Source organism: Streptomyces sp. NPDC029139 (assembly GCF_055564335.1).
Genome location: NZ_JBVHWN010000015.1, coordinates 67,756 through 91,564, shown reverse-complemented (window position 1 = coordinate 91,564; position 23,809 = coordinate 67,756). Strand labels below are relative to the sequence as shown.

The window sequence follows — 23,809 nt, the reverse complement described above, 5'->3', positions numbered from 1 at the left end:
GGATGCTCACCGAATCCGGCCTCCCTCGCGACACGAACACCCGTTCCGGTCGCCCGAGAGGACCGGATTCACGGGGTTTCACTCGGCCGTGGCGGTGAAATCCGGACGATCAGTGGATTCCCCGGAATTCTCCGCGGGCATGGACCGCAGACGCGGTGCGACCAGATCCCAGACGGTTTCCGCGAGGGCCTCCTTCGGTCCGTACGGTACGGGCGTGTCGGCGCCGTCGGCCGCCAGCACCACCGCCTCGTTCTCCTCGGATCCGAAGGTCTTGCGCTCCCCCACCTCGTTGACCACGAGGAGGTCGCAGCCCTTGCGGCGCAGCTTCTCCCGGCCGTTGGCGAGGACGTCGTCGGTCTCGGCGGCGAAGCCGACGATCACCTGGCCGGGCAGGGCCCGCTCGGCGGAGATCTCGGCGAGGACGTCCGGGTTGCGGACCAGTTCGACGGTCGGCGCCTCGACGTCGTCCCGCTTCTTGATCTTCCCCGCCGCGTAGACGGCGGGGCGGAAGTCGGCGACGGCCGCCGCCATGACCACGGCGTCGGCGTCGGCCGCCGCCTTGATGACGGCCTCGCGCAGCTGGACGGCGGTGCCGACGTGGACCACGTCGATGCCGGCCGGGTCGGGAATGCCGGTGTTGGCCTCGACGAGGGTGACCCGGGCGCCGCGGGCGGCCGCGGCCTTGGCGAGGGCGTAGCCCTGCTTGCCGGAGGAGCGGTTGCCCAGGTAGCGGACCGGGTCGAGGGGCTCGCGGGTGCCGCCGGCACTGACCACGACGTGGCGGCCGACGAGGTCGGGGGCCGCGGTGCCGCGGGCCAGGATCCTGCGGCAGACCTCGAAGATCTCCGCGGCCTCGGGCAGCCGGCCCTTGCCGGTGTCGACGCCGGTCAGCCGGCCGACGGCCGGTTCGATGACGACGGCGCCGCGGCGCCGCAGCGTGGCGACGTTCTCCTGGGTGGCCGGGTGCTCCCACATCTCGGTGTGCATCGCCGGGGCGAAGACGACCGGACAGCGGGCGGTGAGCAGCGTGTTCGTCAGCAGGTCGTCGGCGAGGCCGTGGGCGGCCTTGGCGAGCATGTCGGCGGTGGCGGGGGCCACGACGACGAGGTCGGCGGCCTGTCCGATCCGTACGTGCGGGACCTCGTGGACGGACTCCCACACCTCGGTGGAGACCGGGTGGCCGGAGAGGGCGGACCAGGTGGCCGCGCCGACGAAGTTCAGGGCGGAGTCGGTGGGCACGACGCGCACGTCGTGGCCGGACTCGGTCAGCCGCCGGAGCAGCTCACAGGCCTTGTAGGCGGCGATGCCGCCGCTGACGCCCAGAACGACCTTCGGCTTGGTCACCACTGCCACTCCCCGCACTCGGATGCGTACTCGGACGCCTACGACTCCATGAGACACCACAGGCCCGGCGGTTGTTCCGCCGGGCCTGAGGTGAGAAACGTGACAGTGCTTACTGCGCCGGGCCCTCGATGGCCTCGGAGGTCAGCAGGCCCGCGTTGATCTCGCGCAGGGCGATCGAGAGCGGCTTCTCGTGGACGTGGGTGTCGACGAGCGGACCGACGTACTCGAGGAGGCCCTCGCCGAGCTGCGAGTAGTACGCGTTGATCTGACGCGCGCGCTTGGCCGCGTAGATCACGAGGCTGTACTTCGAGTCGGTGGCCTCGAGCAGCTCGTCGATCGGGGGGTTGATGATGCCCTCGGGCGCGGTGATGGAAGAGGACACTCTCTTGCCTTCCGAAGAAACTTCTGGGTGGGCTGATCGGGGTGATCAGATCCAGGCGATCAGAAAATGATCAAACAACGTTCATCAAGGCTAGCAGCTCACGGGCCACGTCCTCGACGGAGGTGTTGACCAGGGTGGTGTCGAACTCCGCCTCGGCGGCCAGTTCGATCTTCGCGGCGGCCAGTCGGCGCTCGATGACCTCGGGCGACTCGGTGCCGCGGCCGGTGAGCCGGCGGACCAGTTCCTCCCAGCTCGGCGGAGCCAGGAAGACCAGCTGTGAGTCCGTCATGGAGTCCTTGACCTGCCGGGCGCCCTGGAGGTCGATCTCCAGGAGGACCGGCTCGCCGGCCTCCAGACGCTCCAGGACCGCGCGCCGTGGCGTGCCGTAGCGGTTGCCCGCGAACTCGGCCCATTCGAGGAGTTCCCCGTTGGCGACCAGCTTGTCGAATTCGTCGTCGGAGACGAAGAAATACTGCACGCCGTGCTTCTCGCCGGGGCGCGGCTTTCGTGTCGTGGCCGACACCGAGAGCCAGACCTCGGGGTGGACCTTGCGCATATGAGCGACGACCGTGCTCTTGCCGACCCCGGAGGGGCCGGAGAGCACGGTCAGTCGCGGACGAACCTCTGCTGCCATGCAGCGATTATTCCAGCTGTACGGGGATGCCTGGGACGGCACTCCCGTCTCAGGCGCCGGTGCTGCCGAACTCGCGCTCCAGGGAGGCGATCTGGTTGGAACCGAGCCCGCGCACACGACGGCTCTCGGAGATGCCGAGCCGCTCCATGATCTGCTTGGCGCGGACCTTGCCCACGCCCGGGAGCGACTCGAGCAGCGCGGAGACCTTCATCTTGCCGATGACGTCGTTCTCCTGGCCACTCTTGATCACCTCGTGGAGGGAGGCGCCGGAGTGCTTGAGTCGATTCTTGACCTCGGCCCGCTCCCGGCGAGCCGCGGCGGCCTTTTCGAGCGCGGCTGCGCGCTGTTCAGGGGTAAGGGGCGGAAGAGCCACGCCTACGTCACCTCGGATGTCGAACTGTCGGATACGGACCGGTGGGGAACCTAGTCGCCCCACACCAGTGGAGCAACGATCAACGTGTGACCGCTGAACGCTGACTCTGCCCCGGAGACTAGCGGCCAATGCCTCTCCAGTCAGCGAGAACAAGCGAAAAGTCCTGGTCAGCATCGACCGACCAGGACTTTCCGGGCATAACGACCGGGTTTTGAGCCAAGTTCTCGTCAAGGAGTGAGACGGCCCCGACCTGCGGATTGGTCCCGCGACAGGTCAGACGGCGACGGCCTCGCGGATTTCCGTCGCGTAGCGCTCCGCGGCGGCCCGCAGGGCGGTGGCGTCCGGGCCGTGCTTCAGGACGCCGCGGCTGACGTTCGGGACCACGTTGCGCACCGCCGCGCCGAAGACCGCCGGGAGGTCGGCCGGAGCGGCGCCCTGGGCACCGAGGCCGGGAGCGAGGAGCGGGCCGTTGATGTCGAGGTCGAAGGAGGACAGGTCGCCGAGCGTCGCGCCGACGACCGCGCCGAAGGAACCCATCGGGGTCGCGCCCGCGTTCTCCGCGGCGAGGTGGGCGAGCATGGTGGCGCCGATCGTGCGGCCGTCCTCGCGCACCGCCCGCTGGACCTCCGCCCCCTCCGGGTTGGAGGTGAGGGCCAGCACGAAGAGCCCCGCCCCGGACTCCTTCGCCAGGTCGACGGCCGGCTTCAGCGAGCCGTAGCCGAGGTACGGGGAGACCGTGAGGGCGTCCGAGAAGAGCGGGGAGTCCTGCCGGAGGAACGCCTCGGCGTAGGCGGCCATGGTGGAGCCGATGTCGCCGCGCTTGGCGTCCATCACGACCAGGCCGCCCGCGGCCCGCAGCTCGGCGACGGCGCGCTCCAGGACGGCGATGCCGCGCGAGCCGAAGCGCTCGAAGAACGCGGCCTGCGGCTTGAAGACGGCCACGCTGTCCGCCAGCGCCTCGACGACCGTGAAGGTGAAGCGCTCCAGGCCGGCGATGTCGTCGCCGAGGCCCCAGGAGCCGAGGAGCGCGGCGTGCGGGTCGATGCCGACGCAGAGCGGACCGCGCTGGTCCATCGCTCGGCGCAGGCGCGAGCCGAAGGGCTCGATCGGGTCGGTCATGAATTCCTCCGTGGGTGTGCGGCCCCGCGCGCGGCCGCGGGGTCGGCGGTGTCGCGCGCGTGGCGGCCGGCGGCCTGTGGGGCCGCCGGCGGGGGACGGTCAGGCCGTGCGGTTCTCGGCGGCCCCGCTGCCCACCGCCTCGGCGAGGGTGGCGTACGGGGAGGCCGCCAGGCGCGCGGCGAGGCCCTTGTGGATGGCGCGGGCGTAGAACGGGCCCTCGTAGATGAAGGCGCTGTAGCCCTGGATCAGCGTGGCGCCGGCCAGGATGCGCTGCCAGGCGTCCTCGGCGTTCTCGATGCCGCCGACGCCCACGAGGACCATTCGGTCCCCCACGCGCGCGTAGAGGCGCTTGAGCACGGCCAGGGAGCGGTCCTTGACGGGCGCGCCGGACAGCCCGCCGGTCTCCTTGACCAGCGCGGGGTCGGAGGTCAGGCCGAGGCCCTCGCGCGCGATGGTCGTGTTGGTGGCGATGATGCCGTCGAGGCCGAGCTCCAGGGCGAGGTCGGCGACCGCGTCGACGTCCTCGTCCGCCAGGTCCGGGGCGATCTTGACCAGGAGCGGGACGCGGCGGTCGGTGACCGTCCGGTCGGCCGCCTCCCGTACCGCCGTGAGCAGGGGGCGGAGGGACTCGGTGGCCTGGAGGTTGCGCAGCCCCGGGGTGTTCGGGGAGGAGACGTTGACGACGAGGTAGTCGGCGTGCGCGGCGAGGCGCTCGGTGGACTTCACGTAGTCGGCGGCGGCCTCGGCCTCCGGGACGACCTTGGTCTTGCCGATGTTGACGCCGACGACGGTCCTGAAGACCGGCACGCGCGCGTGGAGACGGGCGGCGACGGCCGCGGAGCCCTCGTTGTTGAACCCCATGCGGTTGATCAGGGCGCGGTCCGGGACCAGCCTGAAGAGCCGCTTCTTGGGGTTGCCGGGCTGGGCCTCGCCGGTGACCGTGCCGATCTCGACGTGGTCGAAGCCGAGCATGGACATCCCGTCGATGGCGACGGCGTTCTTGTCGAAGCCGGCCGCGAGCCCGAAGGGGCCGTGCATGCGCAGGCCGAGCGCCTCGGTGCGCAACTCCTCGTACCGGGGCGCGAGGACCGCGGCGACGAAGGTGCGCAGGACGGGGATGCGGGCGGCGAGGCGGATCCAGCGGAAGGCCAGGTAGTGGGCCTCCTCCGGGTCCATCCGCTTGAAGACCAGGTGGAAGAAGAACTTGTACATGGAGGTGTCCTCACCAAGAGGGGGACACCGTTTCCGGTGTCCCCCTCGTCGGGCTGCTAGTCGCGGGCCGCGGTCAGATGCGCCGCGTGTTCCTGGAGCGAGCGGACGCCCACGTCGCCGTGGGTGAGCGCGTCGATGCCCTGGACGGCCGCGGCGAGCGCCTGGACCGTGGTGAGGCACGGGACGCCGCGCGAGACCGCCGCCGTACGGATCTCGTAGCCGTCGAGGCGGCCACCGGTGCCGTAGGGGGTGTTGACGATGAGATCGACCTGACCGTCGTGGATCAGCTGGACGATCGTCTTCTCCCCGCCCGGACCCTCGCCCTCGCTGAGCTTGCGCACGACGGTGGCGTTGATGCCGTTGCGCTTGAGGACCTCGGCGGTGCCGGAGGTGGCGAGCAGTTCGAAGCCGTGGGCGACCAGCTCGCGCGCCGGGAAGATCATCGAGCGCTTGTCGCGGTTGGCGACGGAGACGAACGCGCGGCCCTTGGTGGGCAGCGGGCCATAGGCGCCGGCCTGGGACTTGGCGTACGCCGTGCCGAAGACCGAGTCGATGCCCATGACCTCGCCGGTGGAGCGCATCTCCGGGCCGAGGACGGTGTCGACACCGCGTCCCTGGATGTCGCGGAAGCGGCTCCACGGCATCACGGCCTCCTTGACGGAGATCGGCGCGTCGAGCGGCAGGGTGCCGCCGTCGCCGTTCCTCGGCAGCAGGCCCTCCTCGCGCAGCTCGGCGATGGTGGCGCCGAGCGAGATGCGGGCCGCGGCCTTCGCGAGCGGCACGGCGGTCGCCTTCGAGGTGAAGGGGACGGTCCGCGAGGCGCGGGGGTTCGCCTCCAGCACGTAGAGGATGTCGCCGGCCATGGCGAACTGGATGTTGATCAGTCCGCGGACGCCTACGCCCTTGGCGATCGCCTCGGTGGAGGCGCGCAGGCGCTTGATGTCGAAGCCGCCGAGCGTGATCGGGGGCAGGGCGCAGGCCGAGTCGCCGGAGTGGATACCGGCCTCCTCGATGTGCTCCATGACGCCGCCGAGGTAGAGCTCGGTGCCGTCGTAGAGGGCGTCGACGTCGATCTCGATCGCGTCGTCGAGGAAGCGGTCGACCAGGACCGGCCGGGTGGGGCTGATCTCGGTGGACTCGGCGATGTACTTCTCCAGGCGCGCCTCGTCGTAGACGATCTCCATGCCGCGGCCGCCGAGCACGTACGAGGGGCGTACGAGGACGGGGTAGCCGATCTCGTCGGCGATGGCCTTGGCGCCGGCGAAGGTGGTCGCGGTGCCGTGCTTGGGGGCGGGCAGACCGGCCTCGGCGAGGACCTGGCCGAAGGCGCCGCGGTCCTCGGCGGCGTGGATGGCCTCGGGCGAGGTGCCGACGACCGTCACGCCGTTGTCCTTGAGCGCCTGGGACAGGCCCAGCGGGGTCTGGCCGCCGAGCTGGACGACGACGCCGGCGACGGGTCCGGCGAGGGTCTCGGCGTGGACGATCTCCAGCACGTCCTCGAGCGTCAGCGGCTCGAAGTAGAGGCGGTCGGAGGTGTCGTAGTCCGTGGAGACGGTCTCCGGGTTGCAGTTGACCATCACGGTCTCGTAGCCGGCGTCGCTGAGCGCGAAGGAGGCGTGGACGCAGGAGTAGTCGAACTCGATGCCCTGGCCGATGCGGTTCGGTCCGGAGCCGAGGATGATCACCGCGGGCTTCTCGCGCGGGGCGACCTCGCTCTCCTCGTCGTACGAGGAGTAGAAGTACGGCGTCTTCGCGGCGAACTCGGCGGCGCAGGTGTCGACCGTCTTGTAGACCGGGCGGACACCGAGGGCGTGCCGGACCTCGCGGACGACGTCCTCGCGCAAGCCCCGGATCTCGGCGATCTGGGCGTCGGAGAAGCCGTGGCGCTTGGCCTCGGCGAGGATCTCGGGGTCGAGCTTGTCGGCGGCGGCCAGCTCGTCGGCGATCTCCTTGATCAGGAACATCTGGTCGACGAACCACGGGTCGATCTTCGTGGCGTCGAAGACCTCCTGCGGGGTGGCGCCGGCGCGGATGGCCTGCATGACGGTGTTGATGCGGCCGTCGGTGGGGCGCACCGCCTCGCGCAGCAGCTCGTCCTTGTCACCGGGCTCGCCGGTGAAGGCGAACTGGCTGCCCTTCTTCTCCAGGGAGCGCAGGGCCTTCTGCAGCGCCTCGGTGAAGTTCCGGCCGATGGCCATGGCCTCGCCGACCGACTTCATGGTCGTGGTCAGCGTGGAGTCGGCGGAGGGGAACTTCTCGAAGGCGAAGCGGGGCGCCTTGACCACGACGTAGTCGAGCGTGGGCTCGAAGGACGCCGGGGTCTTCTCGGTGATGTCGTTGGGGATCTCGTCCAGCGTGTAGCCGACGGCGAGACGGGCCGCGATCTTGGCGATCGGGAAGCCGGTGGCCTTGGAGGCGAGCGCCGAGGACCGGGAGACGCGGGGGTTCATCTCGATGACGATGATCCGGCCGTCGTCGGGGTTGACCGCGAACTGGATGTTGCAGCCGCCGGTGTCGACGCCGACCTCGCGGATGATCGCGATGCCGATGTCGCGCAGCCGCTGGTACTCGCGGTCGGTGAGGGTCATCGCCGGGGCGACGGTGATCGAGTCACCGGTGTGGACGCCCATCGGGTCGAAGTTCTCGATGGAGCAGACGACCACGACGTTGTCGTTCTTGTCGCGCATCAGCTCCAGCTCGTACTCCTTCCAGCCGAGGATGGACTCCTCCAGGAGCACCTCGGTGGTGGGAGACAGCGTCAGGCCCTGGCCGGCGATGCGGCGCAGCTCGTCCTCGTCGTGGGCGAAGCCGGAACCGGCGCCGCCCATGGTGAAGGAGGGACGGACGACGACGGGGTAGCCGCCGAGCGTCTCGACGCCCTGGAGGACGTCCTCCATGGAGTGGCAGATGACCGAGCGGGCGGACTCGCCGTAACCGATCTTGGCCTTGACGGCCTCGACGACTCCCTTGAAGAGGTCGCGGTCCTCGCCCTTGTGGATGGCCTCGACGTTGGCGCCGATGAGCTCGACGCCGTACTTCTCCAGCACACCCTGCTCGTGCATGGAGATCGCGGTGTTGAGCGCGGTCTGGCCGCCCAGGGTGGGGAGCAGCGCGTCGGGGCGCTCCTTGGCGATGATCTTCTCGACGAACTCGGGGGTGATCGGCTCGACGTAGGTGGCGTCGGCGATCTCCGGGTCGGTCATGATCGTCGCCGGGTTGGAGTTGACCAGGATGACCCGCAGGCCCTCGGCCTTGAGGATGCGGCAGGCCTGGGTGCCGGAGTAGTCGAACTCGGCTGCCTGGCCGATGACGATCGGGCCGGAGCCGATGACCAGGACGGACTGGATATCGGTGCGCTTAGGCACGCTCGGCCTCCATCAGGGATACGAAACGGTCGAAGAGGTACGCGGCGTCGTGCGGGCCCGCGGCCGCCTCGGGGTGGTACTGGACGCTGAAGGCCGGCTGGTCGAGCAGCTGGAGGCCCTCGACGACCTGGTCGTTCAGGCAGACGTGGGAGACCTCGGCGCGGCCGTAGGGGGTGTCGGAGACCTTGTCGAGGGGCGCGTCGACGGCGAAGCCGTGGTTGTGCGCGGTGACCTCGACCTTGCCGGTCGTACGGTCCTGCACCGGCTGGTTGATGCCGCGGTGGCCGTACTTCAGCTTGTAGGTGCCGAAGCCGAGCGCGCGGCCCAGGATCTGGTTGCCGAAGCAGATGCCGAAGAGCGGCGTCCTGCGGGCGAGCACGCCCTGCATGACGGAGACGGGGCCGTCGGCGGTGGCCGGGTCGCCCGGGCCGTTGGAGAAGAACACGCCGTCGGGCTGGACCGCGTACACGTCCTCGACGGTGGCGGTGGCGGGCAGTACGTGCACCTCGATGCCGCGCTCGGCCATCCGGTGCGGGGTCATGCCCTTGATGCCGAGGTCTACGGCGGCGACGGTGAACTTCTTCTCGCCGATGGCGGGGACGACGTACGTCTCCTTGGTGGCGACCTCGGCGGCGAGGTCCGCGCCCTTCATCTGCGGGACTTCCTGCACCTTGGCGAGGAGGGCGGCGTCGTCCGTCAGCGCGTCGCCGGAGAAGATGCCGACCCGCATGGCGCCGCGCTCGCGCAGGTGGCGGGTGAGGGCGCGGGTGTCGATGCCGGAGATGCCGACGACGCCCTGGGCGGCGAGCTCCTCGTCGAGCGAGCGCCGGGCGCGCCAGTTGGAGGAGACGCGCGCGGGGTCGCGGACGACGTAGCCGGCGACCCAGATCTTCGCCGACTCGGGGTCCTCGTCGTTGACGCCGGTGTTGCCGACGTGCGGGGCGGTCATCACGACGACCTGCCGGTGGTACGACGGGTCGGTGAGGGTTTCCTGGTAGCCGGTCATGCCGGTGGAGAACACGGCCTCGCCGAAGGTCTCCCCCACGGCCCCGTAGGCGCGGCCGCGGAAGATGCGGCCGTCCTCCAGGACGAGTACGGCGGGAGCCTTGGCTCCCCTTGTGGAGGTCGTCATCGTGCGGTGCCTTCCGTCGTGCTTGCGTGATGCGTCGTGGTCATGGTGTTGATGGCTTCGACCCAGGCGGCGTGCTCGGCCGCCCGGTCGGAGCGGAAGCCGGAGTCGAGGAGCTTGTCGCCGTGTGCCCAGGTGACGACGAGCAGCCCGCCCTCGGCCAGGACCTTGCCGGCGATGCCCTTGTCGAGCCGGGCCTCGCGCAGGGCGGCGGCGGGGACGAAGAAGTCGGTCGCCCCGGGGCGTACGACCTCCAGGCCCGCGTCGGTCAGGGTGAGCTCGGCCCGGCTGCGGGCGCCGAGGCCGTGGGCCACGATCCGGTCGAGCCACTGCCCGGCGGTCGTGGACCCGTGGTAGCGCCCGCTCAGAGTCAGTCTCGCCTCGCCCGGCGCCTCCGGCATTCCCGGAAGCTCCGGCAGGTCCGACTGGAGGCTGCCGCGCCACTTCCATCCCTGGCGCATCAGCCAGTAGACCAAGGCGACGAAGAGCAGGAGTCCGGCCACCCAGCCGAGCCGTCCGGCCCAGTCGGTGACCTCGGCCGACTTCTGCTCGGCGGCCAGAGTGATGAGTGCAGGTGTCACGCCAGATTCCCGTCCACGACCGTTGCCCGGCCCCGCAGGAAGGTGTGGGTGACGCGACCCGGCAGCTCGCGGCCCTCGTAGGGGGTGTTACGGCTGCGGGAGGCGAAGCCCGCGGGGTCCACGAGACCACGGTATGCCGGATCGACCAGCGTGAGGTTCGCGGGCTCACCTGCCGAGACGGGGCGTCCGTGCCCGGTGGCCTGCCCGATCCGCGCGGGCTTGAAGGACATCCGGTCGGCGACGCCGGCCCAGTCGAGCAGTCCCGTCTCGACCATCGTCTGCTGGACGACGGAGAGCGCCGTCTCCAGGCCGACCATGCCCATGGCGGCCGCGGCCCACTCGCAGTCCTTGTCCTCGTGCGGGTGCGGGGCGTGGTCGGTGGCGACGATGTCGATGGTGCCGTCGGCCAGGGCCTCGCGGAGCGCCATCACGTCACGCTCGGTGCGCAGCGGCGGGTTGACCTTGTAGACCGGGTTGTAGCTCCGGACCAGCTCGTCGGTGAGGAGGAGGTGGTGCGGGGTGACCTCGGCGGTGACGTCGATGCCCCGGGACTTGGCCCAGCGGACGATCTCGACCGAGCCGGCCGTGGAGAGGTGGCAGATGTGGACGCGGGAGCCGACGTGCTCGGCGAGGAGCACGTCGCGGGCGATGATCGACTCCTCGGCGACGGCGGGCCAGCCGCCGAGGCCCAGTTCGGCGGAGACGACGCCCTCGTTCATCTGGGCGCCCTCGGTGAGGCGGGGCTCCTGGGCGTGCTGGGCGACGACGCCGCCGAAGGCCTTCACGTACTCCAGCGCGCGGCGCATCATCACGGCGTCGTCGACGCACTTGCCGTCGTCGGAGAAGACGGTGACGCCGGCGGCGGAGTCGTGCATGGCGCCGAGTTCGGCGAGCTTCTTGCCCTCCAGACCGACGGTGACGGCGCCGATGGGCTGCACGTCGCAGTAGCCGGACTGCTTGCCGAGCCGGTAGACCTGCTCGACGACGCCGGCGGTGTCGGCGACCGGGAAGGTGTTGGCCATGGCGAAGACGGCGGTGTAGCCGCCGGAGGCGGCCGCGCGGGTGCCGGTGAGGACGGTCTCGGAGTCCTCGCGGCCGGGCTCGCGCAGGTGGGTGTGGAGGTCGACCAGGCCGGGCAGCAGGATCCGGCCCTCGGCCTCGATCACCGTCGCGCCCTCGGCCGACAGGCCCGTACCGACCTCGGCGATGGTCTCGCCGTCGATCAGGACGTCCTGGGGCTCGCCGCCCAGCACCTTCGCACCGCGGATAAGGATCTTGCTCATGGTTCTTACTTCTCCTCGGTACGGGGGTGGGTGTCGGACTCGTTGCCGCCGAGCAGCAGGTACAGGACGGCCATCCGGATGGAGACGCCGTTGGAGACCTGCTCGACGACCGTGCAGCGGTCGGAGTCGGCGACCTCGGCGGTGATCTCCATGCCGCGGACCATGGGGCCGGGGTGCATGACGATGGCGTGCTCGGGCATCTTCGCCATCCGGTGGCCGTCGAGCCCGTACCGCCGCGAGTACTCGCGCTCGGTGGGGAAGAAGGCCGCGTTCATCCGCTCGCGCTGCACACGCAGCATCATGACCGCGTCGGACTTCGGCAGCACGCTGTCCAGGTCGTAGCTGACGGCGCAGGGCCAGGTCTCGACGCCGACCGGGACCAGGGTGGGCGGGGCCACCAGGGTGACCTCGGCGCCGAGGGTCCGCAGCAGGTCGACGTTGGAGCGGGCGACCCGGCTGTGCAGGACGTCGCCGACGAGGGTGATGCGCTTGCCGGCGAGGTCTTGGCCGAGGCCGGCGTCGCGGCCGACGAGCCGGCGGCGCATGGTGAAGGCGTCCAGGAGGGCCTGGGTGGGGTGCTGGTGGGTGCCGTCTCCGGCGTTGATGACGGGGGCGTCGATCCAGCCGGAGGTGGCGAGCCGGTAGGGGGCGCCGGAGGCGCTGTGGCGGATGACGACGGCGTCGACGCCCATCGCCTCCAGGGTCTGGGCCGTGTCCTTGAGCGACTCGCCCTTGGAGACGCTGGAGCCCTTGGCCGCGAAGTTGATCACGTCGGCGGAGAGGCGCTTCTCGGCCGCCTCGAAGGAGATCCGCGTACGGGTGGAGTCCTCGAAGAACAGGTTGCAGATCGTTCGGCCGCGCAGGGTGGGCAGCTTCTTGATCGGCCGGTCGGCCACCCGGGCCATCTCCTCGGCGGTGTCGAGGATGAGGACGGCGTCGTCGCGGGTGAGGTCGGCGGCCGAGATGAGGTGACGCATCATCGGGGTGTCTCTCCGTGGTGGGGAGGTCGGGGGTCGGGGGGTGTCCCCCGGAGGGCCCTTCGGGCGTGCGGGCGCGCAGGGGCGTGCCCTGGACCCGTCGGGAAGCCGGTCCGGCCGGCTCCGGCTAGGAGGCGGGCTTGCTGCCGAGCAGCACGGTGTCGCGACCGTCCTCCTCGGCGAGCTGGACCTTGACCGTCTCCCGCAGCGACGTGGGGAGGTTCTTGCCGACGTAGTCGGCGCGGATCGGGAGTTCGCGGTGGCCGCGGTCGACGAGGACCGCGAGCTGGACGGCGCGGGGGCGGCCGATGTCGCCGAGCGCGTCGAGCGCGGCCCGGATCGTACGGCCGGAGAAGAGCACGTCGTCCACGAGGACGACCAGGCGGTCGTCGATGCCGTCACCGGGGATCTCGGTGCGGCCGATGGCGCGCGCGGGCTTCATCCGCAGGTCGTCGCGGTACATGGTGATGTCGAGGGAGCCGACCGGGATGGTGCGTCCGGTGATGTCGGCGAGCTTGTCGGCCAGCCGGCGGGCGAGGAAGACGCCACGCGTGGGAATGCCGAGGAGGACCACGTCGTCGGCGCCCTTGGCGCGCTCGACGATCTCGTGGGCGATACGGGTCAGTACCCGCGCGATGTCCGGACCCTCGAGAACAGGGCGTGCGGCATCGGTGTGCTGCTGGGCGTCCATATGAAACGGACCTCCTTCTCCGCCTCACGGGACGGACCTTAAAGGACGTCGGAATTGCGCCACCGACTCTACCAGGGGCGGGCGACCGCCCTGCTCACCACCCTGCCGCCACTCCGGGCGCCGTCCCCCGGGAGGGGGCGGTATGGACCATTCGGCTTGACGGGAAAGAGTAACGCTGCGTAACCTCACAGTGAGTTACCAGCCACGCGGCGGAGCCGCACGTTGTCCACAGCGTCCAGCGTCCGGGGAGCTATATGTCCAGCGAATACGCAAAGCAGCTCGGGGCCAAGCTCCGTGCCATCCGCACCCAGCAGGGCCTTTCCCTCCACGGTGTGGAGGAGAAGTCCCAGGGCCGCTGGAAGGCCGTCGTGGTCGGCTCGTACGAGCGCGGTGACCGCGCCGTGACGGTGCAGCGCCTCGCCGAGCTGGCGGACTTCTACGGCGTTCCGGTGCAGGAGCTCCTGCCCGGCACGACCCCCGGCGGGGCCGCCGAGCCGCCGCCGAAGCTCGTTCTCGACCTCGAGCGCCTGGCCCACGTCCCGCAGGAGAAGGCCGGCCCGCTGCAGCGCTACGCGGCGACGATCCAGTCGCAGCGCGGCGACTACAACGGCAAGGTGCTGTCGATCCGCCAGGACGACCTGCGCACGCTCGCCGTCATCTACGACCAGTCGCCCTCGGTGCTGACCGAGCAGCTGATCAGCTGGGGCGTGCTGGACGCGGACGCGCGCCGTGCGGTCGCCCACGAGGACAACTGAGCAGAAACGTTGCCGCCGGGGTGGGGACGGGCCTGAGGGCCTTCCCCACCCCGGCGGTCTTCGTAGGTCATGGGCCGGCCGCGAGAGCGGCGGGAACACGGCGAAGGGGCCCGCAGCACCATGTGCTGCGGGCCCCTTCGTCTGCCGGGGGCGGGTTCAGGCGTCCCGGCGAAGGCGCGGCTTCAAGTCCTTGAAGCGCCCCAGGAGGCCGTTGACGAACGTCGGGGACTCGTCGGTGGAGAACTCCTTGGCGAGCTGCACCGCCTCGTCGATCGCCACGGCGTCCGGCGTCTCGTCGGCCCAGATCAGTTCGTACGCGCCGAGGCGGACGATGTTCCGGTCGGCGGCCGGCATCCGGTCCAGGTCCCAGTCCACCGCGTAGGTGGCGATGAGCTCGTCGATCCGGTTCGCGTGACCCGCGTACCCCTCGACCAGCTGCATCGTGAACTCGTTGACCGGCGGCTGACGGTCGTCGGACCGGGCGTGCCGGACCCAGTCCGCGAGGACCTCCTGCACGGACGCACCGCGCTGGTCGGCCTCGAAGAGGATCTGGAAGGCGCGCTTACGGGCCTTGCTCCGAGCAGCCACGGTTAGCTGTTCACCCGGCCGAGGTAGTCACTGGTGCGGGTGTCGACCTTGATCTTCTCACCGGTGGTGATGAAGAGCGGGACCTGGATCTCGTGGCCGGTCTCCAGCGTGGCGGGCTTGGTGCCACCGGTGGAGCGGTCGCCCTGGACGCCCGGGTCCGTGTGCTGGATGGTCAGCTCGACGGCGGCCGGCAGCTCGACGTAGAGCACCTCGCCCTCGTGCTGGGCCACGGAGGCGGTGAAGCCCTCGATCAGGAAGTTGGCGGCGTCGCCGACGGCCTTGCGCTCGACCATCAGCTGGTCGTAGGTCTGCATGTCCATGAAGACGAAGTAGTCGCCGTCCATGTACGAGAACTGCATGTCGCGGCGGTCGATGGTGGCCGTCTCGACCTTCACACCGGCGTTGAAGGTCTTGTCGACGACCTTGCCGGACAGCACGTTCTTGAGCTTGGTGCGCACGAAGGCGGGGCCCTTGCCGGGCTTGACGTGCTGGAACTCGACGACGGACCAGAGCTGGCCGCCTTCGAGCTTGAGCACCATGCCGTTCTTGAGGTCGTTCGTGGAAGCCACGGTTGCGGAATCTCCTGGACTGACGTGGACCAGGGAGGCGTACGCGCCTTACAGCGCGAGCAGCTCCTTGGTCGTAATGGTGAGTAGCTCGGGTCCGCCGTCCGCCTCCTGGCGCACGACGAGCGTGTCATCGATCCGGACTCCGCCCCGGCCCGGGAGGTGGACCCCCGGTTCGACGGTGACCGGCACACAAGCGTCCAGTTTACCCATGGCGGAGGGTGCGAGCTGCGGGTCCTCGTCGATTTCCAGGCCGACACCGTGCCCCGTGAGGAGCGGGACGGCCTCGCCGTGACCCGCGGCGTCCAGGATGTGCCGGGCGGCGCGGTCCACGTCACGGTACTCGGCACCGGGCACCAGGGACTCCCGGCCCGCCCTCTGAGCGGCGAAGACGAGGTCGTACAGCTCGATCTGCCAGTCCGCGGGGGTGGTGCCGATGACGAACGTACGGCCGATCTCGCAGCGATAGCCCCGGTAGTTGGCGCCGAGGCAGACGGAGAGGAAATCTCCCTCCTCGACACGGCGGTCGGAGGGCCGGTGACCTCGCCGGCCGGAGTTCGGGCCGGTGGCCACGGAGGTCGGAAAGGCGGCGCCGTCCGCGCCGTGGTCGACGAGTCGGCGCTCCAGCTCCAGGGCGAGATGCCGTTCGGTCCGCCCGACCAGGATGGACTCCAGCAGCTCCCCCAGCGCCTGGTCGGCGATCTCGGCCGCGATCCGCAGACAGGCGATCTCGTCCTCGTCCTTCACGAGCCTCAGCTGCTCGACGGCTGCGCCGAGATCCGCGAGCCGGAGCTGCGGGGCGATCGAGGCCATGGCCCGGTGGCGGGCGACGGTCAGATGGTGCTCCTCGACGGCGAGGGAGTGCGCGCCCGCCTTCCGGGCGAAGTCGACGGCCGCGACGGCCGGATCGCCGCCGGCCGCGGGCAGCACGTCCTGCCGGAGCAGCTCGTCCAGCCGCCCGTCGGCCGGATCGCCGCCGGGAGCGGTGGGACAGAGCAGTACGTCCCCGTCCGGAGCGAGCAGCAGCACGGCACCCGGGGGTGAACCGCCCGCCAGATAGCGGACGTTGGCGGGGCGGGAGACCAGGGCCGCCGGGCTGCCGACGGCCGCGCACCGGTCGCGCAGCCGCATTCGTCGGTCCGCATACACCTCTGACATGTTCCGAGCCTACGAGCGGCGGGCCGCCCCGGCCTGCTCAGCGCGGCCGACCGGGCCATGACCGGCCGTATCGGGCCGTCACCAGGCGGGCGGGCTCGCTATGGACCGGGCCAGGACCTCGTCGAGGACCCGGGCGGTGGTCTCGACGTCGTACTTGGAGTTGTCGATGATCGGCAGGCCGGAGCCGTACCAGCCGGCCATCCGTCCGTGGATGGAGGCGACCTCCTCGTCGGAGAGGCGCCGGTTTCCGCTGCGCTCGGCGTTGCGCTCCAGGACGATCTCCAGGCCGGGCAGGAGGACGACCGGAAGCAGGCCGGGGCCGACGTGCCGCTTCCAGCCGCCGAGGCCGACGACGGGCCGGTCGGGGAAGACGGCGTCGTCGAGGATGCACGAGATGCCGTTGGCGAGGAAGTTGCGGGCCGCGAAGCCGCAGGTCCGGCGGGCGAGGCGGTACTGGGCCTCCGAGTGTTCGTTCCACCCGGACTGCGGGTCGGCGAAGCCGGAACACACCCACTCGCGGACGTCGTCCAGGCTGATGTGCGCGGTGGGCACGCGGCGGCGCTGGGCCCAGTGGCGGGCGACGGTCGTCTTGCCCGCGCCCGCCGGGCCGATCAGCAGGACGGCGAGGGTCGCCGTGCCGGTGCCGGGCTCGGCGGCGGGCGGGCCGGGCACGGGGACCGGAGGCAGCTGGACGTGTCCGGTGGTGTCGCGCGGCGCCTGCACGGGCTGCCCGGGATGCTGCGGCATGCCTCCGGTCCAGCCGGGAGCATGGGGCGCGGCGGGGAGGTGCGCCAGCGGCGGGGCGGGCGGGGCAGGGCGCGGGGCCTGCGGCGGGGCGGGGTGCGGGTGCGGGGCCTGGTGCCCGCCGTGCGCCATGGTCGGTCGCCCGGCGCCCTGCGGCCATCCCGAGGATTCGGGTGGTGGCAACGGAGCCCCCACTGCGTGCTGCATCCGGTGCCACTCCGTCTCGTACGGCCGATACTTCCAGGAACGTTACCGCCCCCGGCCCCCACAGGGGGAACGGCCGGGGGCGGTGAGGAGTGCCCTGTGGCGCGATCCTTCAGTCCGTCAGTTCCTCGGCCAGCGCCCGCAGGGCCAGCCGGTAGGAGCCGATCCCGAATCCGGCCACCGTCCCCGTCGCGACGGCGGCGACGACCGAGGTGTGCCGGAACTCCTCCCGGGTGTACGGGTTGGAGATGTGCACCTCGATCAGCGGCGCGGTCCGCTGGGCGGCCGCGTCGCGCATCCCGTACGAGTAGTGCGTGAACGCTCCGGGGTTGAGAACGACCGGAATCGAACGGTCCGCGGCCTCGTGCAGCCAGCGGATCATCTCGCCCTCGTCGTTGGTCTCCCGCACGTCCACGTCGAAACCCAGCTCGGCGCCGAGGGACCGGCAGGACTCCACCAGGCCCTTGTAGGAGGTGGCGCCGTAGATGTCGGGCTCGCGCGAGCCCAGACGGCCGAGGTTCGGGCCGTTCAGCACGAGGACGGGACGGAGGTCGCTCACGCGGACACCTCGCCGTAGGCCGCCACGAGCACCGCCGGGTCGGGGCCTTCGAGGACAGTCGGCTTGGCGAGCCCGTCGAGGACGATGAAGCGCAGCAGGTCGCCGCGGGACTTCTTGTCCACCTTCATGGTCTCCAGGAGCTTGGGCCACTGGTCGCCGCGGTAGGTGAGCGGCAGGCCGACGGACTCCAGGACCGTACGGTGGCGGTCGGCGGTGGCGTCGTCGAGCCGGCCCGCGAGCCGGCCGAGCTCGGCGGCGAAGACCATGCCGACCGACACGGCGGCGCCGTGGCGCCACTTGTAGCGCTCGTTCTTCTCGATGGCGTGGGCCAGCGTGTGGCCGTAGTTGAGGATCTCCCGCAGGCCGGACTCCTTGAGGTCGCCGGAGACGACCTCGGCCTTGACCCTGATCGAGCGGACGATCAGCTCGGCGGTGTGCGGCCCCTCGGGCGTACGCGCGCCCTGGGGGTCGGCCTCCACCAGGTCGAGGATCACCGGGTCGGCGATGAAGCCGGCCTTGATGATCTCCGCCATGCCGCTGACGTAGTCGTTGACGGGCAGCGAGTCCAGCGCGGCCAGGTCGCAGAGCACCCCGGCGGGCGGGTGGAAGGCGCCCACGAGGTTCTTGCCCTCGGCGGTGTTGATGCCCGTCTTGCCGCCGACGGCCGCGTCGACCATGCCGAGGACGGTGGTCGGTACGGCGATCCAGCGCACGCCGCGCAGCCAGGTGGCGGCCACGAAGCCCGCCAGGTCGGTCGTGGAGCCGCCGCCGACGCCGACGATGACGTCGGTGCGGGTGAAGCCGGTCTGGCCGAGCGCCTTCCAGCAGTACGCCGCGACCTCGGCGGTCTTGGCCTCCTCGGCGTTGGGCACCTGGATGGCCACGGCCTCGAAGCCCTGGTCGGCGAGGTCGGCCCGCAGGGCCTCGCCCGTCTCGGCGAGCGCCTCGGGGTGGATCACGGCCACGCGCTTGGCGCGGTTGCCGATCAGGGCGGGCAGCTCGGCGAGCAGCTGCCGTCCGACCAGCACCTCGTACGGATCCGTGCCCGCCGAGCCGCCGACCTGGATACGGGTCACTTCGTGGTCCGTCATACGTCCTTCTTCAGCTCCAGTGCGTCGAGGACCGCGCTCGCGACCTCTTCGGGGGTGCGGTCGTCGGTGGCGACGACGACCCGGGCGACTTCGGTGTAGAGGTGGCGGCGTGCCTCCATCAGCTCGCGCCACTGGCGGCGCGGGTTGACGGCGAGCAGCGGCCGCGCGGTGTTCAGGCCGACGCGGCGGACCGCCTCCTCGACGTCCATCGAGAGATAGGCGACGGGCAGCCCGCTGAGCAGCTCGCGGGTGCCGGCGTCGAGGATCGCGCCGCCGCCGAGGGCGAGGACGCCCTCGTGCTGGGCGACCGCGGTCCGCACGGCCTCCCGCTCCAGGGCACGGAAGTGCTCCTCGCCGTCCTCGATGAAGATGTCAGCGATCTCACGGCCCTGCGCGGCGACGATGTCGGCGTCGGTGTCCCGGTAGGGCGCGCCCAGCAGCTCGGCCAGGATCGCGCCCACCGTGGACTTGCCGGAGCCCATCGGCCCGACCAGGACGACCAGGGGTCCGGTCACCGGATCTGGAGGTTGTCGAGGTACGACCGGACGTTGCGGCGGGTCTCCGGGACGCTGTCGCCGCCGAACTTCTCGACGACGGCGTCCGCGAGGACGAGCGCGACCATGGCCTCGGCGACGATGCCGGCGGCGGGGACGGCACAGACGTCGGAGCGCTGGTGGTGGGCCTGCGTGGCCTCGCCGGTGACGACGTCGACCGTGGCCAGCGCGCGCGGCACGGTGGCGATCGGCTTCATCGCGGCGCGGACCCGGAGCAGCTCACCGGTGGTGAGGCCGCCCTCGGTGCCGCCGGAGCGGCCGGAGGTGCGCCTGATGCCGTCCTCCGTCTTCACGATCTCGTCGTGCGCCTTCGAGCCGGGGACGCGGGCGAGGTCGAAGCCGTCGCCGACCTCGACGCCCTTGATGGCCTGGATGCCCATGAGCGCGGCGGCGAGCCGCGCGTCCAGACGGCGGTCCCAGTGGACGTGGGAGCCGAGGCCGACGGGCACGCCGTACGCCAGGACCTCGACCACTCCGCCGAGGGTGTCGCCGTCCTTGTGGGCCTGGTCGATCTCCGCGACCATCGCCTTCGAGGCGTCGGCGTCCAGGCAGCGCACGGGGTCGGCGTCGAGCTTCTCGACGTCGGCGGGGGTGGGGTAGACGCCGTACGGGGCCTTGGCGGCCGCCAGCTCCACCACGTGGGAGACGATCTCGATCCCGGCGGCCTCCTTGAGGAAGGACCGGGCGACGGCGCCGAGGGCGACGCGGGCGGCGGTCTCGCGGGCGCTGGCGCGCTCGAGGATCGGCCGGGCCTCGTCGAAGCCGTACTTCTGCATGCCGGCGAGGTCGGCGTGTCCGGGGCGGGGCCGGGTCAGGGGGGCGTTGCGGCCCGTCTCCTTGAGCTCCGCGGGGTCGACCGGGTCGGCCGACATGACCTTCTCCCACTTGGGCCACTCGGTGTTGCCGACCATCACGGCGATCGGGGAGCCGAGGGAGAGCCCGTGCCGGACGCCACCCAGGAAGGTGATCTCGTCCTGCTCGAACTTCATGCGCGCCCCGCGCCCATAGCCGAGGCGCCGCCGCGCGAGGTGGTCGGCCACGAGCTCCGTGGTGACCGGGACGCCGGCGGGAAGGCCCTCCAGCGTCGCGACCAGCGCGGGTCCGTGGGACTCTCCGGCGGTCAGCCAGCGCAACCTGCTCAACGATGCTCCTCATGCTCGCGCCCAGAACTGCTGTGGCGCGGCCAGGTGCGCGGCCCTGGCCCGCCGTCGTCGATCCTCCCACGTCCGGCGGCGGATCCCGCTTCAGGTCCAGTTATCGGACGATGCATCCGGCGAATATGTCAGTTCCCGGCCTTCGGCCCCCGGCCGTGACTAGGCGGCGGAGGCGAGGGCCTTCTCGCCCGCCTCGCGCATCACGGCGAGCGGCGCCGGGGCGCGGCCGGTCATCTGTTCGACCTGGAGGACCGCCTGGTGGACCAGGAGGTCGAGGCCGCCGAGGACCGTGCCGCCCCGGGCGGACCAGGCTCCGGCGAGCGGGGTCGGCCAGGGGTGGTAGAGCACGTCGAAGAGGGTGCCGGGAGCGCCGGGGACGTCCGGCGCCAGGGCGTCGGCCGCACCGGCGGGGGTGGTCGCGATCACCAGCGGGGAAGCGAACGCCTCGGCCGCGCTCCCCCAGTCCTCCGTACGGACGTCCACGCCGAGCCGTTCGCCCCAGCCCCGCATCTCCTCGGCCCGCGCCTCGCTCCGTACGTACGCGGTGACGGGGCCGTCGCAGATCCTGGCCAGCGCGGCGAGCGCCGAGGACGCGGTGGCACCGGCGCCGAGGATCGCCGCGGACTCCACCGTGTCGACGCCCCGCTCCCGCAGGGCCGCGACGAAGCCAGGGATGTCGGTGTTGTCGCCGACCCGGCGGCCGTCCTCGGTGAGGACGACCGTGTTCACGGCCTCGACGGAGGCGGCCGTGTCGCTGATCTCGTCGAGCAACGGGATGACCGCCCGCTTGAGCGGCATGGTCAGCGACAGCCCGCGCCAGGAGCCGTCGAGTCCGGCGACGAAGCCGGGAAGAGCGGCCTCGTCGACCTCGAAGCGCTCGTACGTCCAGGTGTCGAGGCCGAGCGCCTCATAGGCCGCCCGGTGCAGGACGGGCGAGAGCGAGTGGGCGATGGGCGAGCCGAGGACGGCCGCGCGCGACGGGTTGCTCACTGTCCGGACTTCCGTGCTTCCTCGTACTTCTGCCGGTTCCGCTCGTGCTCCTCGTTCGTCTCCGCGAACAGGGTCTCGTCCTCGGTGACGGACACGAAGTAGTACCAGGGACCGGGCGTCGGGTTGATCGCCGATTTGAGCGCCTCGAGGCCCGGGTTGCCGATCGGACCGGGCGGCAGGCCCTTGATGTAGTACGTGTTGTACGGGTTCTTGAACTGGCGCAGCTTGTCCACCGAGCCGATGTCGAGCGTGCTCTGACCCTTGGCGTAGTTGACCGTGGAGTCGAAGTCGAGCAGGCCGTACGTCTCCCTGTTGTCGGGCTTGAGCCGGTTGTAGACGACGCGCGAGACCTTGTCGAAGTCCTGCTTGTGCTTGCCCTCGGCCTGCACGAGGCTCGCGACCGTGAGCAACTCCAGGGGGGAGTCGAGTCCGAGCTTGGACGCCTCGGCCTGGAAGTCGTGCTTGCCGTACTCCTGGTTCGCGCGCGAGACCATCCTGCGCAGCACGTCCTCCGGCTTGTTGTCCTTGGCCACCGGGTAGCTCGCCGGGAAGAGGAAGCCCTCCAGCGGGTCCTGCACGTCCTTCTGGTTCTTCGCCCAGTCCGGGAGCCCGAGGTCGTTCGCCTTCGCCTTGGCGATGTCCTGCGTCGTGCCCGTCTTGAGCTCGAGCTTCTTGTCGATCTGCTCGTAGACCCAGGTGTTCCGCTTGCCCTCGGGGATGACGAAGTTGGCCTGGCTCGCCGGGCTCAGCATCAGCGCGACCGCGCTCTCGGCCGACATCTCTTTCTTCAGCGTGTACACGCCGGCCTGGATCGACAGGCCCTTCGGGTGCTTCTGCTGCGCCGAGACGAAGGCGTCGACGCTCGCGACGACCCCGGCCTTCTTCAGGATGTTGCCGATCTCGTAGCCGCCGGCGGCCCTGGGGATCTCGACCTGGACCTCACCGCTGCCCTCACCCGTGTAGTCGGGCGAGGCACCGAACTGTCCCTGCCAGAACTGGTAGCCGAAGTAACCGATGCCGCCGACGCCGCCCGCGAGGACGAGCGCGACGACCAGACAGGCGACGCCGTTCCTGCTCTTCTTCTTGCCACTCTTCTTGCCGCCGCCACCGCGGCGGTCACGACCGCCGCCGCGCGACGAGCGGCCCTCGGAGGGGTCGTCGTCGCGGTCGTCGTCGGCATCCCCGTCCTCGCCGGTGAAGAAGGGGTGCCGCTCCTCCTCCGCGGCCTCCGCCTCCCAGTCGGTCACCGGCTCCGGCGGGCCCTGCCGCCGGCCCGGGGGCTGCGGCGGCGGGTACGCCTCGGGCGTGCGGTAGAGATCGGGGTTCTGGCCGCCGTACGGATCGGCGGGAGTCGCGCCGTACGGCATGGCCGCCTGACCCGTCTCCCAGCCCGTGTCGTACTGCTGTGCGGGGTACCCGGGCGTGTCGTAACCCTGCTGCTGGTACCCCTGCCGGCCACCGTACTGCGGGTCGTTGTACTGCGGATCGTTGTACTGCTGGGGCTGCTGCTGACGCGGCTGCTCAGGCTGCTGGTACTGAGGGTCGTAGCCCTGCTGACCGCCCTGGCCGTACTGCTCCTGACCGTAGGACGCCTGCCCGTACTGCTCCTGGCCGTACTGGCCCTGGCCGTACTGCTCCTGCCCGTACTGGTCCTGCGCGTACTGGTCCTGGCCGTGCTGCGCCTGCTGCGGGTACTGCTGCTGGCCTCCCCATCCCTGCTCCCCGTACAACGGGTCCGCGGGATGCCACGGTTCGGAGCCGGGGCTCCGGCCATACTCAGTCATCGATCCCCAAACAGCCGCGAGGCGTCCGGACGATCCGCCTCTACGTTGTGCGGCAGCTGTTCGAACACCGCCGCATCGCGCGGAACGTTACCGTATCGCGATCAGATGACCACTTCGACGCCCTCGCCGGGCGGATTACCTGATACCCGTTCGGACTCAAGAGCAGCCTGAAGGATGATCACAGCGGCGGCCTGATCGATGACGGACCGCCCCTTCTTCGCCTTCACCCCCGAGGCCCGCAGGCCCTGCGTTGCCGTCACCGTCGTCATCCGCTCGTCGACCAGACGCACCGGCACCGGGGCGATCCCCTTCGCCATCTCCCGCGCGAAGGCCCGGACCTTGGTCGCCGCGGGCCCCTCCCGCCCGCTGAGCGAGCGGGGCAGGCCCACGACGACCTCGATCGGTTCGTACTCCTCGACGATCTGCCTCAGCCGCCGGTGGGCGGCCGGGACGTCACGCCCCGGCACGGTCTCCACCGGCGTCGCGAGGACCCCGTCCGGGTCGCACGAGGCGACCCCGATCCGGGCGTCCCCGACGTCGATCGCGAGGCGACGGCCACGGCGCATCGTCCG

The 23,809-nt window shown here is 71.1% G+C and carries 24 protein-coding genes; 1 reads left to right on the top strand and 23 read right to left on the bottom strand.

What is annotated here, in order from left to right:
• Positions 1 to 78 precede the first annotated feature (78 nt).
• The 12 genes from coaBC to pyrR form a co-directional block, all read right to left on the bottom strand.
• A complete protein-coding gene (gene coaBC, locus ACZ4VW_RS27630) occupies positions 79 to 1,344 on the bottom strand; it encodes a bifunctional phosphopantothenoylcysteine decarboxylase/phosphopantothenate--cysteine ligase CoaBC (RefSeq protein WP_467966964.1) in 1,266 nt (421 codons plus the stop codon).
• Between the two features lie 109 nt (positions 1,345 to 1,453).
• Positions 1,454 to 1,726 carry a DNA-directed RNA polymerase subunit omega gene (gene rpoZ / locus ACZ4VW_RS27625; RefSeq protein ID WP_005319902.1) on the bottom strand — a complete coding sequence of 91 codons (273 nt, stop codon included), beginning with the start codon at positions 1,724 to 1,726 and terminating at the stop codon, positions 1,454 to 1,456.
• A gap of 70 nt (positions 1,727 to 1,796) precedes the next feature.
• A complete protein-coding gene (gene gmk, locus ACZ4VW_RS27620) occupies positions 1,797 to 2,360 on the bottom strand; it encodes a guanylate kinase (protein WP_467966962.1) in 564 nt (187 codons plus the stop codon).
• 49 nt (positions 2,361 to 2,409) lie between these two features.
• On the bottom strand, positions 2,410 to 2,733 hold the full coding sequence (locus ACZ4VW_RS27615) for an integration host factor (RefSeq protein ID WP_030693098.1): 324 nt from the start codon (positions 2,731 to 2,733) through the stop codon (positions 2,410 to 2,412).
• A 273-nt stretch (positions 2,734 to 3,006) separates the two neighbouring features.
• Positions 3,007 to 3,852 (bottom strand): orotidine-5'-phosphate decarboxylase, encoded by an 846-nt coding sequence (pyrF, locus tag ACZ4VW_RS27610; RefSeq protein WP_467966960.1) that lies wholly within the window; start codon positions 3,850 to 3,852, stop codon positions 3,007 to 3,009.
• 99 nt (positions 3,853 to 3,951) lie between these two features.
• Entirely contained in the window at positions 3,952 to 5,064 is a 1,113-nt protein-coding gene (locus ACZ4VW_RS27605) for a quinone-dependent dihydroorotate dehydrogenase (RefSeq protein ID WP_467966958.1), read from the bottom strand.
• A gap of 56 nt (positions 5,065 to 5,120) precedes the next feature.
• Positions 5,121 to 8,429, bottom strand: a complete 3,309-nt coding sequence (carB, locus tag ACZ4VW_RS27600) for a carbamoyl-phosphate synthase large subunit (protein ID WP_467966956.1) — start codon at positions 8,427 to 8,429, stop codon at positions 5,121 to 5,123.
• On the bottom strand, positions 8,422 to 9,561 hold the full coding sequence (gene carA / locus ACZ4VW_RS27595; protein ID WP_467966954.1) for a glutamine-hydrolyzing carbamoyl-phosphate synthase small subunit: 1,140 nt from the start codon (positions 9,559 to 9,561) through the stop codon (positions 8,422 to 8,424). Before carA ends, carB begins: the two co-directional genes overlap by 8 nt.
• The gene (locus ACZ4VW_RS27590) at positions 9,558 to 10,139 is read right to left on the bottom strand and encodes a PH-like domain-containing protein (protein WP_467966952.1); all 582 of its coding nucleotides are present in this window, start codon (positions 10,137 to 10,139) and stop codon (positions 9,558 to 9,560) included. The genes carA and ACZ4VW_RS27590 overlap by 4 nt, the downstream gene beginning before the upstream one ends.
• Positions 10,136 to 11,422 carry a dihydroorotase gene (locus ACZ4VW_RS27585; RefSeq protein WP_467966950.1) on the bottom strand — a complete coding sequence of 429 codons (1,287 nt, stop codon included), beginning with the start codon at positions 11,420 to 11,422 and terminating at the stop codon, positions 10,136 to 10,138. Before ACZ4VW_RS27585 ends, ACZ4VW_RS27590 begins: the two co-directional genes overlap by 4 nt.
• A 5-nt stretch (positions 11,423 to 11,427) precedes the next feature.
• Positions 11,428 to 12,402, bottom strand: a complete 975-nt coding sequence (locus ACZ4VW_RS27580) for an aspartate carbamoyltransferase catalytic subunit (protein WP_467966948.1) — start codon at positions 12,400 to 12,402, stop codon at positions 11,428 to 11,430.
• Positions 12,403 to 12,526: 124 nt separating this feature from the next.
• Positions 12,527 to 13,090 carry a bifunctional pyr operon transcriptional regulator/uracil phosphoribosyltransferase PyrR gene (gene pyrR, locus ACZ4VW_RS27575; RefSeq protein ID WP_467966946.1) on the bottom strand — a complete coding sequence of 188 codons (564 nt, stop codon included), beginning with the start codon at positions 13,088 to 13,090 and terminating at the stop codon, positions 12,527 to 12,529.
• A 254-nt stretch (positions 13,091 to 13,344) separates the two neighbouring features.
• Here pyrR and bldD point away from each other — a divergent pair, with 254 nt between their 5' ends.
• A complete protein-coding gene (gene bldD / locus ACZ4VW_RS27570) occupies positions 13,345 to 13,845 on the top strand; it encodes a transcriptional regulator BldD (protein WP_017242229.1) in 501 nt (166 codons plus the stop codon).
• 156 nt (positions 13,846 to 14,001) lie between these two features.
• Here the strand turns inward: bldD and nusB are convergent, their stop codons facing one another.
• The 11 genes from nusB to ruvX all read right to left on the bottom strand — a co-directional run bounded on the left by nusB (position 14,002) and on the right by ruvX (position 23,803).
• On the bottom strand, positions 14,002 to 14,433 hold the full coding sequence (gene nusB / locus ACZ4VW_RS27565) for a transcription antitermination factor NusB (RefSeq protein ID WP_467966943.1): 432 nt from the start codon (positions 14,431 to 14,433) through the stop codon (positions 14,002 to 14,004).
• A gap of 2 nt (positions 14,434 to 14,435) precedes the next feature.
• A complete protein-coding gene (efp, locus tag ACZ4VW_RS27560; protein ID WP_362371482.1) occupies positions 14,436 to 15,002 on the bottom strand; it encodes an elongation factor P in 567 nt (188 codons plus the stop codon).
• A gap of 48 nt (positions 15,003 to 15,050) precedes the next feature.
• Positions 15,051 to 16,157, bottom strand: a complete 1,107-nt coding sequence (locus tag ACZ4VW_RS27555) for an aminopeptidase P family protein (protein ID WP_467966941.1) — start codon at positions 16,155 to 16,157, stop codon at positions 15,051 to 15,053.
• Between the two features lie 78 nt (positions 16,158 to 16,235).
• Positions 16,236 to 17,108, bottom strand: coding sequence for a Pro-rich N-terminal domain-containing protein (locus tag ACZ4VW_RS27550; RefSeq protein WP_467966939.1), 873 nt, complete (start codon positions 17,106 to 17,108; stop codon positions 16,236 to 16,238).
• A gap of 109 nt (positions 17,109 to 17,217) precedes the next feature.
• Positions 17,218 to 17,664: a type II 3-dehydroquinate dehydratase gene (aroQ, locus tag ACZ4VW_RS27545; RefSeq protein WP_467966937.1), complete on the bottom strand. Its 447-nt coding sequence runs from the start codon at positions 17,662 to 17,664 to the stop codon at positions 17,218 to 17,220.
• Entirely contained in the window at positions 17,661 to 18,755 is a 1,095-nt protein-coding gene (gene aroB / locus ACZ4VW_RS27540; protein WP_158985430.1) for a 3-dehydroquinate synthase, read from the bottom strand. The genes aroQ and aroB overlap by 4 nt, the downstream gene beginning before the upstream one ends.
• Positions 18,752 to 19,237: a shikimate kinase gene (locus tag ACZ4VW_RS27535; RefSeq protein ID WP_467967084.1), complete on the bottom strand. Its 486-nt coding sequence runs from the start codon at positions 19,235 to 19,237 to the stop codon at positions 18,752 to 18,754. The genes aroB and ACZ4VW_RS27535 overlap by 4 nt, the downstream gene beginning before the upstream one ends.
• Before the next feature lie 29 nt (positions 19,238 to 19,266).
• A complete protein-coding gene (gene aroC, locus ACZ4VW_RS27530; RefSeq protein WP_467966934.1) occupies positions 19,267 to 20,451 on the bottom strand; it encodes a chorismate synthase in 1,185 nt (394 codons plus the stop codon).
• A gap of 171 nt (positions 20,452 to 20,622) precedes the next feature.
• Positions 20,623 to 21,453: a shikimate dehydrogenase gene (locus ACZ4VW_RS27525; RefSeq protein ID WP_467966932.1), complete on the bottom strand. Its 831-nt coding sequence runs from the start codon at positions 21,451 to 21,453 to the stop codon at positions 20,623 to 20,625.
• Positions 21,450 to 23,237 (bottom strand): endolytic transglycosylase MltG, encoded by a 1,788-nt coding sequence (gene mltG / locus ACZ4VW_RS27520; RefSeq protein WP_467966930.1) that lies wholly within the window; start codon positions 23,235 to 23,237, stop codon positions 21,450 to 21,452. The genes ACZ4VW_RS27525 and mltG overlap by 4 nt, the downstream gene beginning before the upstream one ends.
• Positions 23,238 to 23,338: 101 nt before the next feature.
• Positions 23,339 to 23,803, bottom strand: coding sequence for a Holliday junction resolvase RuvX (gene ruvX, locus ACZ4VW_RS27515; RefSeq protein WP_355112071.1), 465 nt, complete (start codon positions 23,801 to 23,803; stop codon positions 23,339 to 23,341).
• Positions 23,804 to 23,809: the final 6 nt, after the last annotated feature.